General features: G+C 61.2%; 17 protein-coding genes. 1 reads left to right on the top strand and 16 read right to left on the bottom strand.

Annotation, left to right across the window (positions count from 1 at the left end):
- Window positions 1–28: 28 nt before the first annotated feature.
- The 16 genes from dtd to hutC all read right to left on the bottom strand — a co-directional run bounded on the left by dtd (window position 29) and on the right by hutC (window position 18,351).
- Window positions 29–466, bottom strand: coding sequence for a D-aminoacyl-tRNA deacylase (gene dtd, locus HX790_RS14525; protein WP_176991723.1), 438 nt, complete (start codon window positions 464–466; stop codon window positions 29–31).
- Window positions 463–1,434 carry a prolyl aminopeptidase gene (pip, locus tag HX790_RS14520; RefSeq protein ID WP_176991722.1) on the bottom strand — a complete coding sequence of 324 codons (972 nt, stop codon included), beginning with the start codon at window positions 1,432–1,434 and terminating at the stop codon, window positions 463–465. The genes dtd and pip overlap by 4 nt, the downstream gene beginning before the upstream one ends.
- 104 nt (window positions 1,435–1,538) lie before the next feature.
- A complete protein-coding gene (locus HX790_RS14515; RefSeq protein ID WP_176991721.1) occupies window positions 1,539–2,468 on the bottom strand; it encodes an alpha/beta hydrolase in 930 nt (309 codons plus the stop codon).
- A gap of 152 nt (window positions 2,469–2,620) precedes the next feature.
- The gene (locus HX790_RS14510) at window positions 2,621–3,556 is read right to left on the bottom strand and encodes a choline ABC transporter substrate-binding protein (protein ID WP_176991720.1); all 936 of its coding nucleotides are present in this window, start codon (window positions 3,554–3,556) and stop codon (window positions 2,621–2,623) included.
- A 216-nt stretch (window positions 3,557–3,772) separates the two neighbouring features.
- Window positions 3,773–4,573, bottom strand: coding sequence for an N-formylglutamate deformylase (gene hutG / locus HX790_RS14505; protein ID WP_138450420.1), 801 nt, complete (start codon window positions 4,571–4,573; stop codon window positions 3,773–3,775).
- 11 nt (window positions 4,574–4,584) lie between these two features.
- Entirely contained in the window at window positions 4,585–5,790 is a 1,206-nt protein-coding gene (gene hutI, locus HX790_RS14500; RefSeq protein WP_017138608.1) for an imidazolonepropionase, read from the bottom strand.
- A gap of 15 nt (window positions 5,791–5,805) precedes the next feature.
- A complete protein-coding gene (locus HX790_RS14495) occupies window positions 5,806–7,215 on the bottom strand; it encodes an amino acid permease (protein WP_176991719.1) in 1,410 nt (469 codons plus the stop codon).
- A 220-nt stretch (window positions 7,216–7,435) separates the two neighbouring features.
- The gene (hutH, locus tag HX790_RS14490) at window positions 7,436–8,974 is read right to left on the bottom strand and encodes a histidine ammonia-lyase (protein ID WP_099549489.1); all 1,539 of its coding nucleotides are present in this window, start codon (window positions 8,972–8,974) and stop codon (window positions 7,436–7,438) included.
- Window positions 8,975–9,005: 31 nt separating this feature from the next.
- Complete coding sequence (hutH, locus tag HX790_RS14485; RefSeq protein WP_138450425.1) at window positions 9,006–10,529, bottom strand: histidine ammonia-lyase; 1,524 nt, start codon at window positions 10,527–10,529, stop codon at window positions 9,006–9,008.
- Between the two features lie 131 nt (window positions 10,530–10,660).
- Window positions 10,661–11,485: a glycine betaine/L-proline ABC transporter ATP-binding protein gene (locus tag HX790_RS14480; protein WP_017138612.1), complete on the bottom strand. Its 825-nt coding sequence runs from the start codon at window positions 11,483–11,485 to the stop codon at window positions 10,661–10,663.
- Window positions 11,482–12,333: a proline/glycine betaine ABC transporter permease gene (locus tag HX790_RS14475; protein WP_017138613.1), complete on the bottom strand. Its 852-nt coding sequence runs from the start codon at window positions 12,331–12,333 to the stop codon at window positions 11,482–11,484. The genes HX790_RS14480 and HX790_RS14475 overlap by 4 nt, the downstream gene beginning before the upstream one ends.
- A 72-nt stretch (window positions 12,334–12,405) precedes the next feature.
- Entirely contained in the window at window positions 12,406–13,371 is a 966-nt protein-coding gene (locus HX790_RS14470) for an ABC transporter substrate-binding protein (RefSeq protein WP_017138614.1), read from the bottom strand.
- Between the two features lie 69 nt (window positions 13,372–13,440).
- Window positions 13,441–14,886 carry a cytosine permease gene (locus HX790_RS14465; protein ID WP_017138615.1) on the bottom strand — a complete coding sequence of 482 codons (1,446 nt, stop codon included), beginning with the start codon at window positions 14,884–14,886 and terminating at the stop codon, window positions 13,441–13,443.
- A 170-nt stretch (window positions 14,887–15,056) separates the two neighbouring features.
- Window positions 15,057–16,760 (bottom strand): urocanate hydratase, encoded by a 1,704-nt coding sequence (hutU, locus tag HX790_RS14460; RefSeq protein ID WP_176991718.1) that lies wholly within the window; start codon window positions 16,758–16,760, stop codon window positions 15,057–15,059.
- A gap of 323 nt (window positions 16,761–17,083) precedes the next feature.
- Entirely contained in the window at window positions 17,084–17,644 is a 561-nt protein-coding gene (locus HX790_RS14455) for a HutD family protein (RefSeq protein WP_176991717.1), read from the bottom strand.
- Window positions 17,641–18,351 (bottom strand): histidine utilization repressor, encoded by a 711-nt coding sequence (hutC, locus tag HX790_RS14450; protein ID WP_256734687.1) that lies wholly within the window; start codon window positions 18,349–18,351, stop codon window positions 17,641–17,643. Before hutC ends, HX790_RS14455 begins: the two co-directional genes overlap by 4 nt.
- 147 nt (window positions 18,352–18,498) lie before the next feature.
- Between hutC and HX790_RS14445 the strand changes: the two genes are divergently transcribed.
- Window positions 18,499–19,863, top strand: coding sequence for a formimidoylglutamate deiminase (locus HX790_RS14445; RefSeq protein WP_176991715.1), 1,365 nt, complete (start codon window positions 18,499–18,501; stop codon window positions 19,861–19,863).
- Window positions 19,864–19,906: the final 43 nt, after the last annotated feature.

Here is a 19,906-nt window from a genome sequence, read left to right as displayed (position 1 = left end):
TTAGGCATTAAAGTCGTTTTTAATACATTCATGTCTGTAAGAGGAAGGTCACAGGGCCATCATTGACCAAATGCACCTGCATATCAGCGCCAAAACGCCCCGATGCCACCTTGCCATGCAATTGTTGCGCTTGTAACAACAAGTGTTCAAAAAGCACGGCTCCCAGGGCCGGTGGGGCCGCTGTGGAGAAGCTGGGCCGCAACCCGCTTTTGGTGTCCGCCGCCAGAGTGAACTGCGATACCAGCAGCAAACCACCGCCAATGTCCTTCAAGGACAGGTTCATCTTGCCCTCATCGTCGCTGAACACCCGATAGTTAAGCAGCTTGTGCAACAGTTTGTCGGCACTCTCGGGCGTATCTGAAGGTTCCACGGCGACCAGCACCAGTAATCCCTGGTCTATCGAGCCTACGACTTCACCCGCCACCTCGACCCGGGCGCCACGCACCCGTTGCAACAGGCCCTTCATGCTTCTTCTGGCGGCAGATCAAGCAGGCGCCGTGCCATCTCGCCGGTCGCACGCACCAACGCATCGGTGATGCCCGGCTCGGATGCCGCATGGCCAGCCTCGCGAATCACCTGCAGCTCACTGTTGGGCCAGGCCTGATGCAGCTCCCAGGCATTATCCAGCGGGCAGATCATATCGTAGCGGCCATGGATGATGACCCCAGGCAGATGGGCGATCTTGTGCATATCGCGAATCAGCTGGTTGGGCTCCAGGAAAGAGTTATTGGTGAAGTAGTGGCACTCGATACGCGCAATCGACAGGGCGCGCTGCGGCTCGGAAAAACGCTCGACGTGCTGCGGGCTCGGGCACAGGCCGAGCATGCGCCCTTCCCAACCGGACCAGGCTTTGGCTGCGTGCATCTGGGCGATCTGGTCGTTGCCGGTGAGGCGCTTGTGGTAGGCGGCAACCATGTCGTGGCGCTCGTCCGCCGGGATCGGGGCAAGGTAGTCCTGCCAGTAATCCGGGAACATGCGGCTCGCGCCTTCCTGGTAGAACCAATGAATATCCTGCGGGCGGGCCAGTAAGATACCGCGCAGGATCAAACCATGCACACGCTCAGGGTGGCTTTGCGCATAGGCCAGCGACAGGGTCGAGCCCCAGGAACCACCAAACAGCACCCATTTGTCGATGCCCAGGTGTTCGCGGATGCGCTCGAGGTCGGCGACCAGATCCCAGGTGGTGTTGTTTTCAAGACTCGCGCGCGGCGTGGAACGCCCGCAGCCACGCTGGTCGAAGGTAACGATGCGGTACAGGTTCGGGTCGAAATAGCAGCGGCTCTGGGCATCGCAACCGGAGCCGGGGCCGCCATGGATGAAGACGACAGGCAAACCTTCGGGGGAGCCACTTTCATCGACGTACAGCGTGTGGGTGTCATCGACTGCCAGATCGTGCCGGGCGTAGGGTTTGATCTGCGGGTACCAAGTCTGCATTGCGCGCTCCATAGGGTGTCGGGTTCATCCCTGAGGGGACGTCTATTATTCTTGCCGTCTGGCATCATAAACCCGAATTGTGCAATGAGCATGTCCTTGAATACTTAGACCTGTGTCAGCCCTTCGCTCCTGAGGTAATGCAGCAGATAGTTATAAAGCTGATCCACCTCCGGGGCTTGGCCGCGCGCGCGCAAGCAACCGTGGACCAGACCTTTGCCGGGATACAGCACGGCGGGCACACCGGCCTGTTGCAGCCGTTCGGCATAGAGCATGCCGTCATCGCGCAACGGGTCGAACTGGGCCACGGCGATCAACGCCTTGGGCAAGCCGCCGAAATGCTCGGCCAACAAAGGCATGGCATAGGCCGATGGCGTGACCGCAGCATGCAGGTACATTGCCAGGTAGCAGTCGGTGTCGGCAGTACTGAGCAGCGGCGCGTCCATGCAGTCACGCCGCGAGGGCAAATCGGCAGGCCCGCCCAGGCCGGGGTAAATCAGCACCTGGGCCATGGGCAGCGGCTGGCCGTCGTCGCGCAGCCCCAGGCACAGCGCCGCCGCCAGATTGCCGCCCGCGCTGTCGCCCATCACCACCAGGCGTTGCAGGTTGATGGCGTGCGGCCCCTGCGCGGCCTGGATTGCCTGCCATACGGCGCGACAGTCTTGGTAGGCTGCCGGGAACGGGTACTCCGGCGCCAGACGGTAGTCGATGGCGATCACCAGGACCTGCAACGCGCTCGCCAGTTCGAAGCAGATGAAGTCGTGGGAGTCCAACCCGCCGACCACCCAGCCGCCACCGTGCATATAAAGGAGACAGGGCCAGCCCTCCGTCGGCGCTGGCGCCGTGGGTAGGTAACTGCGCACGCCTACACCGCCCAGGGAAAAGTCCGACAGTTGCAGCCCTTCAGGCTTCGGTGGCGTGAAGGCCTGGCACATACGGTCGTAGTTATGGCGCAAGCCCGCCAGCGAAGAGTCGTCACTGGTGAAGGATTCGGTTTTGGCGATGAAGGCGGCAAGCTGCGCTGAAATCGGATACATGCTCAATATCCCTGAGAATGGAGATCTAAACGTGGGAGCTGGCTTGCCTGCGATAGCAGTGTGTCAGTCACCTCTTCATTCACTGATACACCGCTATCGCAGGCCAGTCGAATCGTCGCACCGCAGCTCCCACATTTTGCCCGGCGGTGTTTTCAGGGTTTGAGGCTGGCCTGCACTGCCGCCACGCCATCGCTGCCATCAAACGCCTTGACCCCGGCCAACCAGCGCTGCAAATCCTCTGGGTGGTCACGCAACCATTGCCTGGCCACCTCCTGCGGCGACTGGCGTTCCATGATCGGCACCATCAACTGGCTTTCCTGGGCAGCGGTGAAGGTCAGGTTCTGCAACAAACGGTTGGCGTTGGGGCAGCGTTCGCCAAAATCCGGCGCGGTGACGGTGGAAACCGTGGCGCGACCTTCGTCCGGGCCGAACACATCTTCACTGCCGGTGAGGTAGGCCATTTTCATATTGATGTTCATCGGGTGCGGGGTCCAGCCGACGAACACCACGAACTCCTTGCGGTTCACCGCTCGCTGCACCGCCGCGAGCATGCCCGCTTCACCGGAAGCCACCAGTTTGAAGCCGCCCAGGCCGAAATGGTTGGTGTCGATCATCTTCTGTATATCGGTATTGGCGCCACTGCCCGGCTCGATGCCGTAGATCTTGCCGCCCAACTTGTCCTTGAAGCGGGCGATGTCGGCAAACGTCTTCAGCCCGGCATCCGCCACGTATTGCGGCACGGCCAGGGTGGCTTGGGCGTCGGCGAGGCTGGGCGTGTCGAACACCTTGACCTGCTTGGCGGCCAGGAACGGTGCGATGTTGTTATCCATCGCCGGTTTCCAGTAGCCGAGGAAGATATCCAGGCGTTTGTCGCGGATGCCGGCAAAAATGATCTGCTGCACCGCGCTGGTCTGCTTGCTGTCGTAGCCCAGGCCATTGAGCAGCACGTCGGCCATGCCTGAGGTAGCGATGACGTCAGTCCAGCTGACCACGCCCATGCGGACGGCTTTACAGGATGCAGGTTCTGCGGCCATGGCGTTGGCGCTGATCAAAGCCGCGCCGGTGAGGATCAACAACAGTCTTTTCATGGATGAGGTCTCACTGGGCAGCTTTTATTGTGGGAAGTGGCGTCTGGTGCGCCGTACCCACAACCTTACCCAGCGAGACCTGTGCTGACACGAACTGTGGCGACCGGCAGTTGCACTGGGGCGACCCGGAAGGCTCCATCGCAGGCAAGCCAGCTCCCACATTTTGATCTGTGAATACATCCAAATGTGGGAGCTGGCTTGCCTGCGATAGCGATATCAGCCGTAGCGCTTCTGCCCCCAGGCTAACAACCCTTCCAGCAACTGCTTCAACACAACCTGGGTCGGCGCAGCCAAATCAGGGCGATACCGGAACGGCTCAACCTCTTCCATATACGTGCTCTGGCACAGTTCCAACTGCACCGCATGAATATCCTGCGCCGGGTCGCCATAGTGGCGAGTGATATGCCCGCCCTTGAAGCGCCCGTTCAGCACATGGGTGAACTGCGGATGCTGAGCGCAGATGCCTTCCAGCTGGCTGGCCAGCTCGGGGTCACACGCCGCGCCGTTGAAGGTGCCGAGGTTGAAGTCCGGCAGCTTGCCCTCGAACAGGTGCGGGATTACCGAGCGGATCGAGTGCGCATCAAACAGCAAGGCATAGCCGAACTCGGCCTTGAGCCGGGCAAGTTCTTCTTGCAGGGTGCGGTGGTACGGCCCCCAGATCTTTTGCAGATACGTCACGCGTTCTTCTTCGGACGGCACCCGCCCTTCACGGAACAACGGCACACCCTCGAACAGGGTCGCCGGGTACAGCCCGGTGGTGGCGCCGGCGTAGAGCGGCTTGTCGTCGGACGGCCGGTTCAGGTCAATCACAAACCGCGAGTACTCGGCCGACAAGGTGCTGGCGCCCAATGCCTCGGCAAAGTCATACAGCGTGGGGATGTGCCAGTCGGTGTCCGGCAGGCTTTGCGCCTCGGGGATCAGCCCGGCTTCGACCGCAGGCGTCAGGCGCAACCCCGCGTGGGGCATGCTGATCAGCAGCGGCACACGGCCTTGTTTGAAACTCAGAACCTTATCCACAACAACACTCCTCAGACGGTGACGTCGACGCCATGGCGCACGACGCGTTTATCCAGCTCGCCGCCCAGCCAGTAAGCCAGGTCGGCGGGGCGATCAATCTGCCAGGCGACGAAATCCGCGACCTTGCCCACTTCCAGCGAACCGTGGGTGTCACCCATGCCCAGCGCGGTGGCCGCATGTTGCGTGGCGCCGGCCAAGGCTTCTTCCGGGGTCATGCGGAACAGGGTGCAGGCCATGTTCAGCATCAGGCGTACCGACAGCGCCGGCGAGGTGCCGGGGTTGAGGTCACTGGCGATGGCGATTTTCACACCGTGCTTGCGCAGCGCATCCATCGGCGGCAACTGGGTTTCACGCAGGAAGTAGAACGCGCCCGGCAGCAACACCGCGACAGTGCCGGACGCGGCCATGGCGATGGCGTCTTCTTCGGTCATGAACTCCAGGTGGTCCGCCGACAGTGCGTGGTAACGCGCCGCCAGGCTGGAGCCGTGCAATGAGGAAAGCTGCTCGGCGTGCAGTTTCACCGGCAAGCCCAACTGCTGGGCGACCTTGAATACACGCTCCACTTGCTCGGTGGAAAACGCCAGGTACTCACAGAAGGCGTCTACCGCATCCACCAGCCCTTCGGCCGCGAGCGCCGGGAGCATCTCGGTGCAGATGTGGTCGATGTAGTCGTCAGCGCGATCCTTGTACTCCGGCGGCAGCGCGTGAGCCGCCAGGCACGTGGCGCGCACGCTCACCGGCAGCACCTGGCCAAGGCGCCGCGCAACCCGCAGCATCTTGCGCTCGTTGGCCAGGTCAAGGCCGTAGCCGGACTTGATCTCCACCGTGGTCACGCCGTCACGCAGCAAACTGCGCAGGCGCTTTTCAGCGCTGGCAAACAATTCATCTTCCGTGGCGGCACGGGTGGCGCGCACGGTGCTGGCAATACCGCCACCCTTGGCAGCGATTTCGGCGTAGCTCACGCCTTCAAGGCGCTGCTCGAATTCGCCGCTGCGATTGCCGCCGAACACCGTGTGGGTGTGGCAGTCGATCAGCCCGGGGGTGACCCACGCACCTTGCAGGTCATGCACCTGGGCGTAATCCGCCACTGGCGCCTGGCTGCGGGGGCCGATCCACTCGATCAGCGAACCCGCGGTGACCATGGCGGCATCCTCGATGATCGAGTATTTGCCCTGGGCCATAGTTGCGACGTGGCAGTGTTGCCAAAGCGTTTTCATCAACGCCTCCCTAAGTTATCGATGAGACAAAGCCGGGTCGTAATGGACCTTGGCCCCCTGCCCGGCAGCGGTCTTGACCCACAGCAGGTAGGCGAGGACCAGCAACACGATCCAGACGGCGCCGACCAGCAAAGCGGCCTGGGTGTCCGGGAAGTAACCCAGCACGCCAAACACGAACAGCATGAACACAATGGCCGCCGCTGGCGCATACGGCCAGAACGGTACCGGGAATTTCAGCTCGGCCACCTGTTCCCTGGTCATGGAGCGGCGCATGGCGACCTGGGTAAACAGGATCATCAGCCACACCCACACGGTGGCGAAAGTGGCAATCGAGGCGATCAACAGGAACACGTTTTCCGGGATCAGGTAGTTGAGCACCACGCCGCCGAGCAACGACGCGCCCATTACCAGTACGGTCATCCACGGCACGCCTTGCTTGGACAGCTGCGCAAAACCCTTGGGCGCCTGCCCTTGCTGGGCCAGGCCATACATCATGCGGCCGGCGCCAAAAATGTCGCTGTTGATGGCCGAGACGGCGGCCGAGATCACCACGATATTGAGGATGGTCGCTGCCGAGCCGATGCCAAGGTTGCTGAAGATCTGCACGAACGGACTGCCCTGGCTGCCAATCTGTGGCCACGGGTAGATGGCCATCAGCACAAACAGGGTCAGCACGTAGAACAGCAGGATGCGCAGCGGCACCGCATTGATCGCCTTGGGGATCACGCGCTGCGGGTCTTTGGCTTCACCGGCCGTGATGCCGATGATTTCGATGCCGCCAAACGCAAACATCACCACCGCGAACGAGGCGATCAGGCCGCCAATGCCGTTAGGCATGAAGCCGCCGTGGGCCCACAGGTTGCTCAAGCCGCTGGCCTGGGTTTCGCCAGCAGAATGAATGCCAAACAGCATGATGCCAAAGCCGCCGAGGATCATCGCCACAATCGCGCCGACCTTGAGCAGCGACAGCCAGAACTCCATTTCGCCAAACACTTTGACGTTGCACAGGTTCAGGCCGCCGATCAAAAACACGATACCCAGCACCCAGACCCAGCGCGCGACCTCGGGAAACCAGAAGCCCATGTAGATGCCAAAGGCGGTGACGTCGGCGAGGCAGACGATGATCATTTCAAATGCGTAGGTCCAGCCGAGCACAAACCCGGCCATAGGCCCAAGGTAGGTGCTGGCGTACTGGCCGAAGGAGCCTGACACCGGATTGTGCACGGCCATTTCACCGAGAGCACGCATCACCATGAACACGGCAGCGCCGCCGATCAGGTAGGCCAGCAGCACGGCAGGGCCGGCCATTTGGATGGCAGAGGCGGAACCATAGAACAACCCGGTGCCGATCGCGGAACCGAGTGCCATGAAGCGAATATGTCGGGCGCTCAACCCGCGTTTCAAACCCTTTTCTTGCTGGTGCATTTCTCGTCCCTATTATTTTTATGAGGAGAAGATCGTTCCCACGCTCCGCGTGGGAACACATCCTGTGACGCTCCGCGTCACGACTCTTAAAGCGGACGCGGAGCGTCCAGGGCAAAATTCCCACGCAGAGCGTGGGAACGATCGTATGTCAGTCACACATGTTTCAACTAACAGATAGCTATCGCAGGCAAGCCAGCTCCCACACTGGGTTGCATTGCGGTTACAAGCTCGGCAGAAGCTTGGCCGGCACCAGCTCATTCAGGCAGCGGCTGGCGAGCAGTTCGCTGGCGGCATTGATGTCCGGGGCAAAGAAGCGGTCCTTCTCATAAAACGCCACTTTGTCGCGCAGGATCCCGCGGGCTTTTTCCAGCTTGGTCGAAGTCTTCAAGCCATCGCGCAGGTCCAGGCCCTGGCATGCCGCCAGCCACTCAACTGCGAGTACACCACGGGTATTTTCAGCCATTTCCCACAAACGCTTGCCCGCAGCCGGAGCCATGGACACGTGGTCTTCCTGGTTGGCCGACGTCGGCAGGCTGTCCACGCTATGAGGATGCGCCAGCGCCTTGTTCTCACTGGCGAGCGCCGCAGCGGTGACCTGGGCGATCATGAAACCGGAGTTCACCCCGCCATTGCCGACCAAAAACGGCGGCAGTTGCGACATGTGCTTGTCCATCATCAACGAGATACGACGCTCGCTCAGCGAGCCGATTTCGGCGATGGCCAGCGCCATGTTGTCGGCAGCCATGGCCACCGGCTCAGCGTGGAAGTTACCGCCGGAAATCACGTCGCCCTCGGCAGCAAACACCAGCGGGTTATCCGACACGGCGTTGGCCTCTACCACCAGCACTTCGGCAGCCTGGCGGAACTGGGTCAGGCAGGCGCCCATGACTTGCGGCTGGCAACGCAGGGAATACGGGTCTTGCACCTTGTCGCAGTTCTGGTGCGACTGGGACACCTGGCTGCTCTCGCCGAGCAGGTCGCGATAAGCCGCGGCCGCGTCGATCTGACCGCGCTGGCCACGGGCGGCATGGATACGTGCATCAAACGGCGAGCGCGAGCCCAATACCGCTTCCACGGTGAGTGCACCGCACGCCAACGCGCCGGCGAACAGGTCTTCGCCTTCGAACAGGCCGCGCAAGGCATAAGCGGTGGATACCTGGGTGCCGTTCAGCAGCGCCAGGCCTTCTTTGGCCGCCAGCGTCAGCGGCGTCAGGCCGGCAACTTTCAGCGCTTCGGTGGCTTCCAGCCATTCGCCCTTGTAGCGCGCCTTGCCTTCGCCCAGCAGCACCAGCGACATATGCGCCAATGGCGCCAAGTCGCCGGAAGCACCGACCGAACCTTTGAGCGGAATGTGCGGGTACACTTCGGCGTTGATCAGTGCGATCAGCGCGTCGATCACCTGGCGACGAATGCCGGAGAACCCACGGCTCAGGCTGTTGACCTTGAGCACCATGACCAGCCGCACCAGCGCGTCGCTGATCGGCTCACCGACGCCGGCGGCGTGGGACAGCACCAGGGAACGCTGGAGGTTTTCCAGGTCTTCACTGGCAATGCGGGTCGAGGCCAGCAGGCCAAAACCGGTGTTGATGCCGTAGGCGGTGCGGTTCTCGGCGAGAATCTGCTCCACGCAGGCCACACTGGCTTCGATCTGCGCCGTGGCGCTGTCATCCAGAGTGAGGGTTACCGGCTGCTGGTAGATGGCTCGCAGTTGGGCAAGGCTCAGTTGGCCTGGAATCAAATTTAGCGCAGTCACATTCATGCTCCTTTGAATTGTTCTTTTGAATAAGTGTTTAGTGCAAATGGGGAATTGCTGAGCGCAGCAAAGCGGTGTCTTTGAGCAGCGCGGCGGTGGCGGCAATATCTGGCGCCAACCAACGGTCTTGTTCGTAAGGTGCGACCTTTTCGCGTAGCAGACGCCAGGCGCTGTCAGTACCCGCGCCGAAACGCTGGCCCTTCAAAAACTCGAACGCCTGGGCTGCCAGCAGGTACTCGATGGCGAGAATCTGCGTGACGTTGGCCAACAGCTGATGCAGCTTGAGCGCGGCATTGGTGCCCATGCTCAGGTGGTCTTCCTGCAGGCCCGAGGTAACGAAATTGTCGAGCACCGCCGGTTGCGCCAGCTGACGGTTTTGCCCGCACAGCGAGGCGGCGACGTACTGCACGATCATCATCCCGGAGTTGACCCCAGGGTTGCTGACCAGGAACGCCGGCAAACCACTGACGTGCGGGTTGATCAGGCGGTCCAGGCGACGCTCGGCCACCGAGCCGATTTCGGCCATGGCGATGGCGAGCATGTCGGCCGCCAGCGCCACAGACTGCCCATGCGGGTTGGCCTGGGACACCACGCGGTAGTTGTCCGGCGTGCCGAGCACCAGCGGGTTGTCGGTGGCGCTGTTGAGTTCGGTCTCGATCTGGCGTGTGGCGTGTTCCACCTGATCACGCGCCGCACCGTGAATCTGCGGGATCGATCGGATGCTCAGCGCGTCCTGGGTGCGGATGCCTTTGCTGCTGGCGATCACTTCACTGCCGTCAAGCAAGGCACGCAGGTTGATGCCGACTTGCTGCATGCCTGGGTGTGGCTTGAGGGCGATGATGGCTTCGTCAAAGGCGTCGATCTGACCACGCTGGGCTTCGAAACTCATGGCGCCGATCACGTCGGCCCATTGCAGCAGGTGATGCGCGTCGGCCAGGGCCAGGCAGCTCAGGCCGGTCATGCACGGCGTGCCATTGACCAGGCACAGGCCGTCTTTGGCGCCGAGCACCACAGGCTGTAAACCTTCGGCTTTTAAGGCGGCTTGCGCCGTCACGATCTGGCCGCGATAGCTCACATCGCCAACCCCGAGCAAGGCCACGCCAATGTGGGCCATGTGGGTCAGGTAGCCCACCGAGCCCTGGGACGGCACTTGCGGCGTGATGCCATGGTTGAGCAACGCCAGCAACGAATGCACCACCTGCGGGTGCAGGCCGGATTTGCCGTGGCTGTAGTTGATGATGGCTGCGCAGATGATCGCGCGGGTCTGTTCGTCGCTCAGCACCGGGCCGACGCCACAGGCGTGGCTCAGCAGTGTGTTGCGCGACAACTGGCTGAGTTGTTCACCCTTGAGCGACACATTGCACAGCGCGCCCAGGCCGGTGTTCACACCATAGGCGCGTTCGCCGCTGGTGACGATGCGTTGCACGATGGCCTGGGCATTGTCGATACGCGCCCAGGCGTGGCCCGAGAGTTCGAGCACGGCGCCGTGGCGGGCGACGGCGACCACGTCCTGCCAACGCAGGGGAGCGTCGGCGATGATGATTTTTGTTGCCTGGGACATCTTGAGCCTCTTGAATTGATCGTTCCCACGCTCTGCGTGGGAACGCCGCCTGGGACGCTCCGCGTCCCGCTATCAGGTGTGACGCGGAGCGTCACGGGATGTATTCCCACGCAGAGCGTGGGAACGATCAGCTACACCACCGCCGCCCGGCGCTGAACAAACCGGTCCACATACTCATCCGCCGGCGAATGCAGAATCTCGCGCGGCGTGCCGACCTGGATCAGCTTGCCGTCCTTGAGAATCGCAATGCGGTTGCCAATGCGCACCGCCTCGTCGAGGTCGTGGGTGATGAACACGATGGTCTTGTGCAGGGTCTTTTGCAGCTCCAGCAACTGGTCCTGCATCTCGGCGCGGATCAGCGGGTCGAGGGCGCTGAAGGCTTCGTCCATCAGGATGATGTCGGTATCGGCTGCCAAGGCGCGGGCCAGGCCTACACGTTGGCGCATGCCACCGGAAAGCTGGTGCGGGTATTTGTTTTCGTAGCCTTTGAGGCCCACGGTTTCGATCCAGTGCAGCGCACGTTCGGCGCACACCTGCTTGGTTTCGCCGCGCACCTTGAGGCCGTAGGCAACGTTGTCGAGCACACTCTTGTGGGGCAGCAGGCCGAAGCTCTGGAACACCATGCTGATCTTGTGGCGACGGAATTGGCGCAGGGCTTCCATGTCCAGTTGCAGGATGTCTTCGCCGTCCACCAGGATCGCGCCGCTGGTTGGATCGATCAGGCGGTTGAAGTGGCGCACCAACGTGGACTTGCCCGAACCCGAAAGACCCATGATCACAAAGATCTCGCCCGTGCCGATGCTCAGTGACAGGTCGTTCACGCCGACCACGCAACCGGTCTCGGCCAGCACCTGATCCTTGGTCTTGCCCTGACCAACCATCGCCAGGGCTTCCTTGGAGCGGTTGCCGAAAATCTTGAAGACGTTTTTAACTTCAATTTTGCTGACAGTAGTCATTTGCTCGCCTCATGCCGTGGACGACCATAGGCCTGGGTAATGCGGTCGATGACCACTGCAAGAATCACAATCGCCAGCCCTGCTTCGAGGCCACGGCCGACGTTGAGGGTCTGGATGCCGACGAGCACGTCTTCACCCAGGCCTCGGGCGCCGATCATCGAGGCGATCACCACCATCGACAACGCCATCATGGTGGTCTGGTTGATACCGGCCATGATGCTCGGCAATGCCAGCGGCAGTTGCACGCCAAACAGTTGCTGCCAGCGGTTGGCACCGAAGGCGTTGATGGCTTCCATGACTTCGCCGTCGACCTGGCGAATGCCCAAGTCGGTGAGGCGAATCAACGGTGGCGCGGCGTAGATCACCGTGGCGAAAATCGCCGGCACCTTGCCCAGGCCAAACAGCATCAGCACCGGGATCAGGTACACAAAGCTGGGCATGGTTTGCATGATGTCGAGCAGCGGCATCAATACCGACCGCAGGCGATTGCTGCGTGCAGACAAAATGCCCAACGGAATGCCGATCAGCACCGAGATCACCGTGGCGACCATCATCAGTGCCAGGGTTTGCATGAGCTTGTCCCACAGGCCAACCGCACCCACCAGGAACAGCAGACCGACGATCACCGCCGTGGTCACCACCTTGCGGGTGGCATGCCAGGCGATGCCGCCGACAATGGCGAGCATCAGCCACCAGGGCGCTGCACGCAGCAAGCCTTCCAGGTTGACGATGGCCCATAACAGCGTGTCGGAGATGTGCCGGAACACATCGCCGTAGTTGGTGACCAGTGAGTCCACCCAACCGTTGACCCAGTCGGCGATGGAAAACGTAAAACTCTCAGGAAACATAGCGTGCTCTCGATCCAGTGGGTTGTGGCCGGGTGCCCGGCTGGCCCTTGAGGGTAGCCGGACACGCTTGACCTACAAGGCCGCGTCGATTTTCTTGGCTGCGTCGTCGCTCACCCATGCGTGCCAGACTTCAGGATGTTCCTTGAGGAAAATTTTCGCCAGTTTTGGCGACTCAATCCGCTCTTTGGCCATGCGACCGAGGTTCTGGTTAAGCAAGTCGATGGGCAGGTTGACCTTCTCCAGCACCGCCACGAGTTCCGGCGCTTGCTCGTGGAAGGTTTTGGACAGGCCGACCTTGATGCTCACGCTTTTATCCACACCGGGCTTTTCCTGCAACTTGACCAGATCGACCTGGCCCATCAGCGGGGTTGGCGACCAGTAGTAGAACAGGATCGGCTCGCCACGCTTGTAGCTCGACAGCACGGCGGCATCCAGCGCCGGGCCGGTGCCAGGGCGGAAGTTGGTGTAGGTGCTTTCCAGGCCATAGCTTTTCAGCATTTCGCTGTTATCCAGCTCACAGGTCCAGCCGGCCGGGCAGTTGTAGAAGCGGCCCTTGGAGGGCTCTTCCTGGTCCTTGAATACCGAGGCGTATTTGGCCAGGTCGGCGATATTTTTCAGGTCTGGTGCCTTGGGTTCCAGCTTGCGCTTGGCGTCGCCTTCGATCACATAACGCGGCACATACCAGCCTTCGACGGCACCCACAACGGGCGCGCCAACGCCAACGACTTTGCCGGCCTTCTCGGCCTTGTTCCAGACTTCGCTGCGGCCTACCCACTCTTCGGCGAAAACCTGGATGTCGTTGCTGCTCAGGGCGTTTTCCATGGTGATGGAGTTGCCCGGCAAGCTATCGGTTTTGCAGCCGTAGCCTTTCTCCAGCACGGTTTGCAGGATGTCGGTGAGCAACATGCCGCTTTCCCAGTTCAGCCCGGCGAATTTCACCGGTTTGCCGGACTCGCACCAACCCGCCGCCTGGGCGCCGGCAGAGGCCAGCAAGCCTGCAGATAACACGGTGGCCAGCAGGGTTTTATTCATCTTCATTGTTGTGACGCTCCCAATCTTGAAATGGATTACGGCAGTCAGTAGGCGTCCTGCCCTGTCCACGTCCCATCAGGCCTGTGCAGCCAGCCCGTTTGTCGTTGGTGCAGCGCCCTGCTCTATTGGCAGGATCAGTTGATCGGGCACCGTGCCGTGCCATTTTTTCGCACATACGTAATACAGGGCCGCTGGCAGTACCAGGCCGATGATCCAGGAGATATCCACATCACCCAGCGCGGCAACCAAAGGGCCGGTGTAGAACTTGGTGGAGATGAACGGCAACTGCACCAGCACACCGAACACATAGACGCTGATACCGAGCAGGTTCCAGCGACCGTAGCGGCCATTCGGGTCGGCCAAAGCCGGGACGTCATAGCGCTCGCGGGTGATGCAGTAGTAATCCACCAGGTTGATCGCACTCCACGGCGTAAAGAACGCCAGCAGAAACAGGATGAAAGACTTGAACGCGCCGAGGAACGAGTGCTGGCCGAGCAACGCGATCAGGGTTGCAGTGCCGACAATCACCAGCACGAACACCAGACGCTGCAGGCGGGTGACCTCAAGGCGACCACGGAAGCCGCTGACGATGGTCGCAATGCACATGAAGCTGCCGTAGGAGTTCAGGGTAGAGATGGTGACCTTGCCGAACGCGATGCTGAAGTACAGCAGCGCAGCGGTGGCGCCCGTACCACTCAACCCAACGATGTAGGCGACTTCGTGACCGGCAAATTGCCCGTTGGACATGGCCGCGGCAAACACGCCAAGGACCATCGCCACCTGAGCGCCAATGACCGAACCTGCACCGGCGGCGAAAAAGGTTTTCAGCGAAGATGTCTTGCTTGGCAGGTAACGTGAATAGTCCGCCACGTAAGGGCCGAAGGCGATCTGCCAGGAGGCCGCGAGCGACACCGCCAGCAGGAAGCTGCTCCAGCTGAAGTGACGGATCTGCAAAAGCGCGCCAACGTCGGTCTGGCTCATCAAACGACTGAACAGATAGACAAAGGCAATCACGCCAATGACGCTGGCGACCCGCCCAATAAAGTGGATCACCCGGTAGCCCAGCACGGTGACCAGTACGATGACGCTGGCAAAAATCAGGATACCGACGCTGTCGCTGACCCCGAACAACTGGCCCAGCGCCTGCCCCGACAGCACGGTCCCGGTCGCGGTGAAACCGAGGTACATCAAACAGACCAGCACAATCGGGATGGCTGCACCGTAAACGCCGAACTGCACCCGGCTGGAGATCATCTGTGGCAGGCCAAGCTTTGGCCCTTGCGCTGCATGCAACGCCATGACGCCGCCGCCGATGAGTTGGCCGATCAACAGACCGATCAACGACCAGAACACATCACCGCCGAGCACCACGGCCAAGGCCCCGGTGACAATCGCGGTGATTTGCAGATTGGCACCCATCCACAGGGTGAACTGGCTCAATAGACGACCGTGTCTTTCCGCTTCCGGGATGTAGTCGATCGAACGCCTTTCGATCAACGGTGTGGTGTCATTTGCAGCCATGTTGGTCAACCTCTGATGGATTGTTCTGGGTGTGCAGATTGCGGGTTCTACTGTGGGAGCTGGCTTGCCTGCGATGGCATCCCCTCGGTTCTGCCGAGAGACCGAGTCGCCCGCATCGCAGGCAAGCCAGCTCCCACACAAGCCAGCTCCCACAGGAACCAGGCCAGCCGTTATTTGATCATCGGCAGGTTCAGGCCCTGCTCCTTGGCGCAATCGATGGCGATCTGGTAACCGGCATCGGCGTGACGCATCACCCCGGTGGCCGGGTCGTTGTGCAGTACGCGGGCGATCCGCTCAGCCGCTTCATCGGTGCCGTCGCAGACGATCACCATGCCCGAGTGCTGGGAGAAGCCCATGCCCACGCCGCCGCCGTGGTGCAGCGAAACCCAGGTCGCGCCGCTCGCGGTGTTGAGCAAGGCGTTGAGCAGTGGCCAGTCGGACACGGCGTCGGAGCCGTCCTGCATGGCTTCGGTTTCGCGGTTGGGGCTTGCGACCGAGCCGGAGTCGAGGTGGTCACGGCCGATCACTACGGGTGCCGACAGCTCACCGCTGCGCACCATTTCGTTGAATGCCAGGCCGAGCTTGGCGCGTTGGCCCAGGCCAACCCAGCAGATACGTGCTGGCAGGCCCTGGAAGCTGATGCGTTCGCGCGCCATGTCCAGCCAGTTGTGCAGGTGCGCGTCGTCCGGGATCAGCTCTTTGACTTTGGCGTCGGTCTTGTAGATGTCTTGCGGGTCACCCGACAGCGCAGCCCAGCGGAACGGGCCGATGCCACGGCAGAACAGCGGGCGGATGTAGGCCGGTACGAAGCCTGGGAAGTCGAAGGCGTTTTCTACGCCTTCTTCCTGGGCCATCTGGCGGATATTGTTGCCGTAGTCAAAAGTCGGGATGCCTTGTTTCTGGAATTCCAGCATGGCTTTGACGTGCACGGCCATCGACTGCTTGGCGGCCTTGATCACGGCAGCCGGCTCGGTTTTGGCGCGGGCGCGGTATTCGTCCCAGGTCCAGCCGGCAGGCAGGTAACCATTGAGTGGGTCGTGGGCGCTGGTCTGGTCGGTGACCATGTCCGGGCGCACGCCGCGCTTGATCAGTTCCGGCAGGATTTCGGCCGCGTTACCCAAAAGGGCGATGGAGATGGCCTTGCCTTCCTTAGTGTATTTGGCGATGCGGGCCAGGGCGTCGTCGAGGTCGGTGGCTTGCTCGTCGACATAACGGCTGGCCAGACGGAAATCGATGCTGACCTGCTGGCACTCGATGTTCAGCGAGCAAGCGCCAGCCAGGGTCGCAGCCAACGGCTGAGCGCCGCCCATGCCGCCAAGGCCGGCGGTGAGGACCCAACGGCCGGTGAGGTCGCTGTTGTAGTGCTGGCGGCCGGCTTCGACGAAGGTTTCGTAGGTGCCCTGCACGATGCCCTGGCTGCCGATGTAGATCCAGCTGCCGGCGGTCATCTGGCCGTACATGGCCAGGCCCTTGGCATCCAGTTCGTTGAAGTGTTCCCAACTGGCCCAGTGCGGCACCAGGTTGGAGTTGGCGATCAGCACGCGCGGAGCGTTGCTGTGGGTCTTGAACACGCCGACCGGCTTGCCGGATTGCACCAGCAGGGTCTCGTCGTCATTCAGGTTGGTGAGGCTCTCGACGATCTGGTCGTAGCACTCCCAGTTGCGCGCCGCACGGCCGATACCGCCGTACACCACCAATTCTTTCGGGTTCTCGGCCACTTGCGGGTCGAGGTTGTTCATCAGCATGCGCAACGGTGCTTCAGTCAGCCAGCTTTTGGCGGTGAGCTTGTTACCGCGGGCGGCACGGATTTCGACGTCACGGAATTTAGTAGGCTTGGCTTTCGAAAAATCGGTCACAGCTGGACTCCTCGGCATGATGCGCGAACATTGATGGTGCGAAGGAGAGTCTTACGCACACATCTTTACTTGTATGTACAAGCATATGCAATCAAGCGGCCAACTTGGTGAGAGAGCGGGTGAGATTTTTTTGGGAGGTGCGTGAAAGCCTTGGAAATTGAGGCTTTGAGGCTTGGTGAATTTTCTTACAGAGGGAGTTTGCGGACGGGGACATTGTTCAGGACGGCCTGGCATTGCGCCAAGCTGGGGCGTTCGGTAACAAATTGGTGCGCGGCTGGAAACAGCTCTTATGAGCAATGAAAAGCAAATGTGGGAGCTGGCTTGCCTGCTCCCACAGTTTTTTAACCGCGTGCGGTCAGTTCGATTACGCAGCAGCGGCCGGTGACAGAAATATCCAGCAGGTCATTGTTACCGTCGATTTGCAGGCAATCGTGATGGCCGAGCTTTTCACCCAGCACCTTCACTTCATCCGCCACACTGAACACCAACACCGTGTGCGCCGTGCTGAAAAACCGCTGCACGCCGTCAATCCATTGCAACCGTGCGTGGTAACGCTCAGGCGAATAAATCAGGTTGAAATCGCGGATCGGCCCGGTGATCAAGCGGCAGGACACTTCACTTTCACCCTTGAACGCAAACGGCTGCAACGGTAACAGCCCGCGCTGTTCCTCGCCGTCTACGGTCAGGACCATACCCGCACCTTTGATCACGGTGATCACACGCTGGTAGCCGGCGAAGGTAGAAAACCCGCCCGACTCGGCAATATCGGCAATCGACAGGCGCCAGCCAAAGCCATCCAGGCCAGTGCCTGCGTCACGGGTGATTTCTTCGGTGCTGCCGCCGCCGTTTTTCCACGGCATGCGGATGTAATCGGTGGCGCGCCAGACTTTCACTGCACTCATTTACTGAAACGTCCTTCCAGGCTATGACGGGAACCGGGGTGGATCAAACGCGCGGCGGTCACCGGCTGGCGGCCGGACCAGGTGCGGCGGCGAATCAACAGGCAGGGCTCGCTCGGCTTGATCTGCAACAGCTTGCACTCGGCGGCGTCGGCGAGGATGGCTTCAACCACATGCTCGCCCTCGGTCAGGGGCGCGACCTGGTTGAGGTAGGCGTACGGCGTTTGCTGGGTGAAATCCTGCTGCAAGTATTCCGGCGCAACCAGAGCGTTGACGAAGCGGTCTTCGATTTGTACGGGAATGTCGTTTTCAAAGTGCACGATCAACGAGTGAAACACGCGGCCGCCTTCGCGCATTTCCAGGGCCACAGCACGTTCGGAGCCGGCGGCCTCTTCGCCCAGGTGAATAACCTGGCAGGTATGCCGATGACCGCGGGAGGCGATCTCATCGGCAATGTTGTGCACTTCAAACAGCGCCGACTGGCTCTTGGGCTCGGCGACGAAGGTGCCGACGCCTTGCATGCGCACCAGCAGACCTTCGGCGGTGAGTTCGCGCAGGGCGCGGTTGATGGTCATGCGGCTGAAGCCCAACTGGCTGACCAGTTCGCTCTCGGACGGCACGCGGTAATGGGGCGGCCAGTTGCCGTTGAGAATCTGCTGGCTGATCATCTGTTTGACGCGGGCATACAAGGGCGCCGGACTTTCGTCCATGTGGGCAGCCAGGGAAGACTTGGCGGGCGGAGTCGGCACAGGGAATCCTTGCAGGGGGAAAAGATGCATAGATTGCCGGAGTTTACCGAGCAGGCAAACGTCTGTATATGTATATACAAATAAACACACGACCGGGGTGCCTTGATCATGTCCGCTTTCTTTGCCGAACGCGCGCTGCTGCCTAATGGATGGGCCAACGATGTACGCTTTGAAGTCAGCGCCGATGGCGTGCTGACCCAGGTTGAGCCCAATGCCAGCGCAGACAACGCCGAACGGCTCAGAGGCCCGGTTTTGGCGGGCATGCCCAACCTGCACTCCCATGCGTTCCAGCGCGCCATGGCCGGGTTGGCCGAAGTGGCCGGCAACTCGAATGACAGCTTCTGGACCTGGCGCGACTTGATGTACCGCATGGTCGGCAAGATCACCCCGAAACAACTGCAGGTCATCGCCCGCCAGCTTTATATCGAGATGCTCAAGGCCGGTTACACCTCGGTGGCCGAGTTTCATTATGTGCACCACGACGTCAGCGGCCAGGCGTATGCCGATCGCACGGAGCTGTCGCGGCAGATCAGCCAGGCGGCCGCCAGCAGTGGGATTGGCCTGACATTGCTGCCAGTGCTCTACACCCATTCCGGCTTTGGTGGCCAGGCGCCGAATGAAGGCCAGCGGCGCTTTATCAACAGCACCGAAGATTACCTGGACCTGCAAGCACGCCTGAAGCCCATTCTGGCGGCGCAGCCAGCGCAGCAACTGGGCCTGTGTTTCCACTCATTGCGTGCCGTCACACCCGAACAGATCAATGAGGTGCTGGCCGCCAGCGACAAGGCTTGCCCGGTACACATCCACATCGCCGAGCAGCAAAAAGAAGTCGATGATTGCCTGGCCTGGAGCGGCAAACGCCCGCTGCAATGGCTGTATGACAATGTTGAAGTGGATGAACGTTGGTGCCTGGTACACGCCACCCATGCTGACGCCGATGAAGTCACGCGCATGGCCAAGAGCCGGGCAATCGCCGGCTTGTGCCTGACCACCGAAGCCAACCTGGGCGACGGGATTTTCCCGGCGGTGGATTTCCTCGCTCAAGGCGGGCGTATGGGTATCGGTTCCGACAGCCATGTGTCACTGAGCGTGGTGGAGGAGTTGCGTTGGCTCGAATATGGCCAGCGCCTGCGGGACCAGCGGCGCAACCGCCTGTATCGCAGTGATCAACCGATGGTTGGCCGCACGCTGTTCGATGCTGCACTGGACGGCGGCGCCCAAGCGTTGGGGCAGCCGATTGGTCGATTGGAAGTCGGCAAGCGGGCAGATTGGATTGTGCTGGATGGCAATGACCCGTACCTGGCGACGGCAACCGAGGATGGCATCCTCAATCGCTGGCTGTTCGCCGGTGGTGATCGCCAAGTGCGCGATGTGCTGGTCAACGGCAAATGGGTGGTGCGCGATGGGCATCATGCCGGCGAAGAAGAAAGCAGCCGGGCGTTCACCCACGTTCTGAGAGACTTGCTGGGCTAACAGCCGACACAAAACAAATGTGGGAGCTCCCAATTCAAGCCAG

Origin of the sequence: Pseudomonas sp. IPO3747, assembly GCF_013385245.1 — a bacterium.
GTDB lineage: Bacteria > Pseudomonadota > Gammaproteobacteria > Pseudomonadales > Pseudomonadaceae > Aquipseudomonas > Aquipseudomonas edaphica.
The sequence above is the reverse complement of the archived record's forward strand: the minus strand, read 5'-3'. Positions and strand labels throughout refer to the sequence as shown.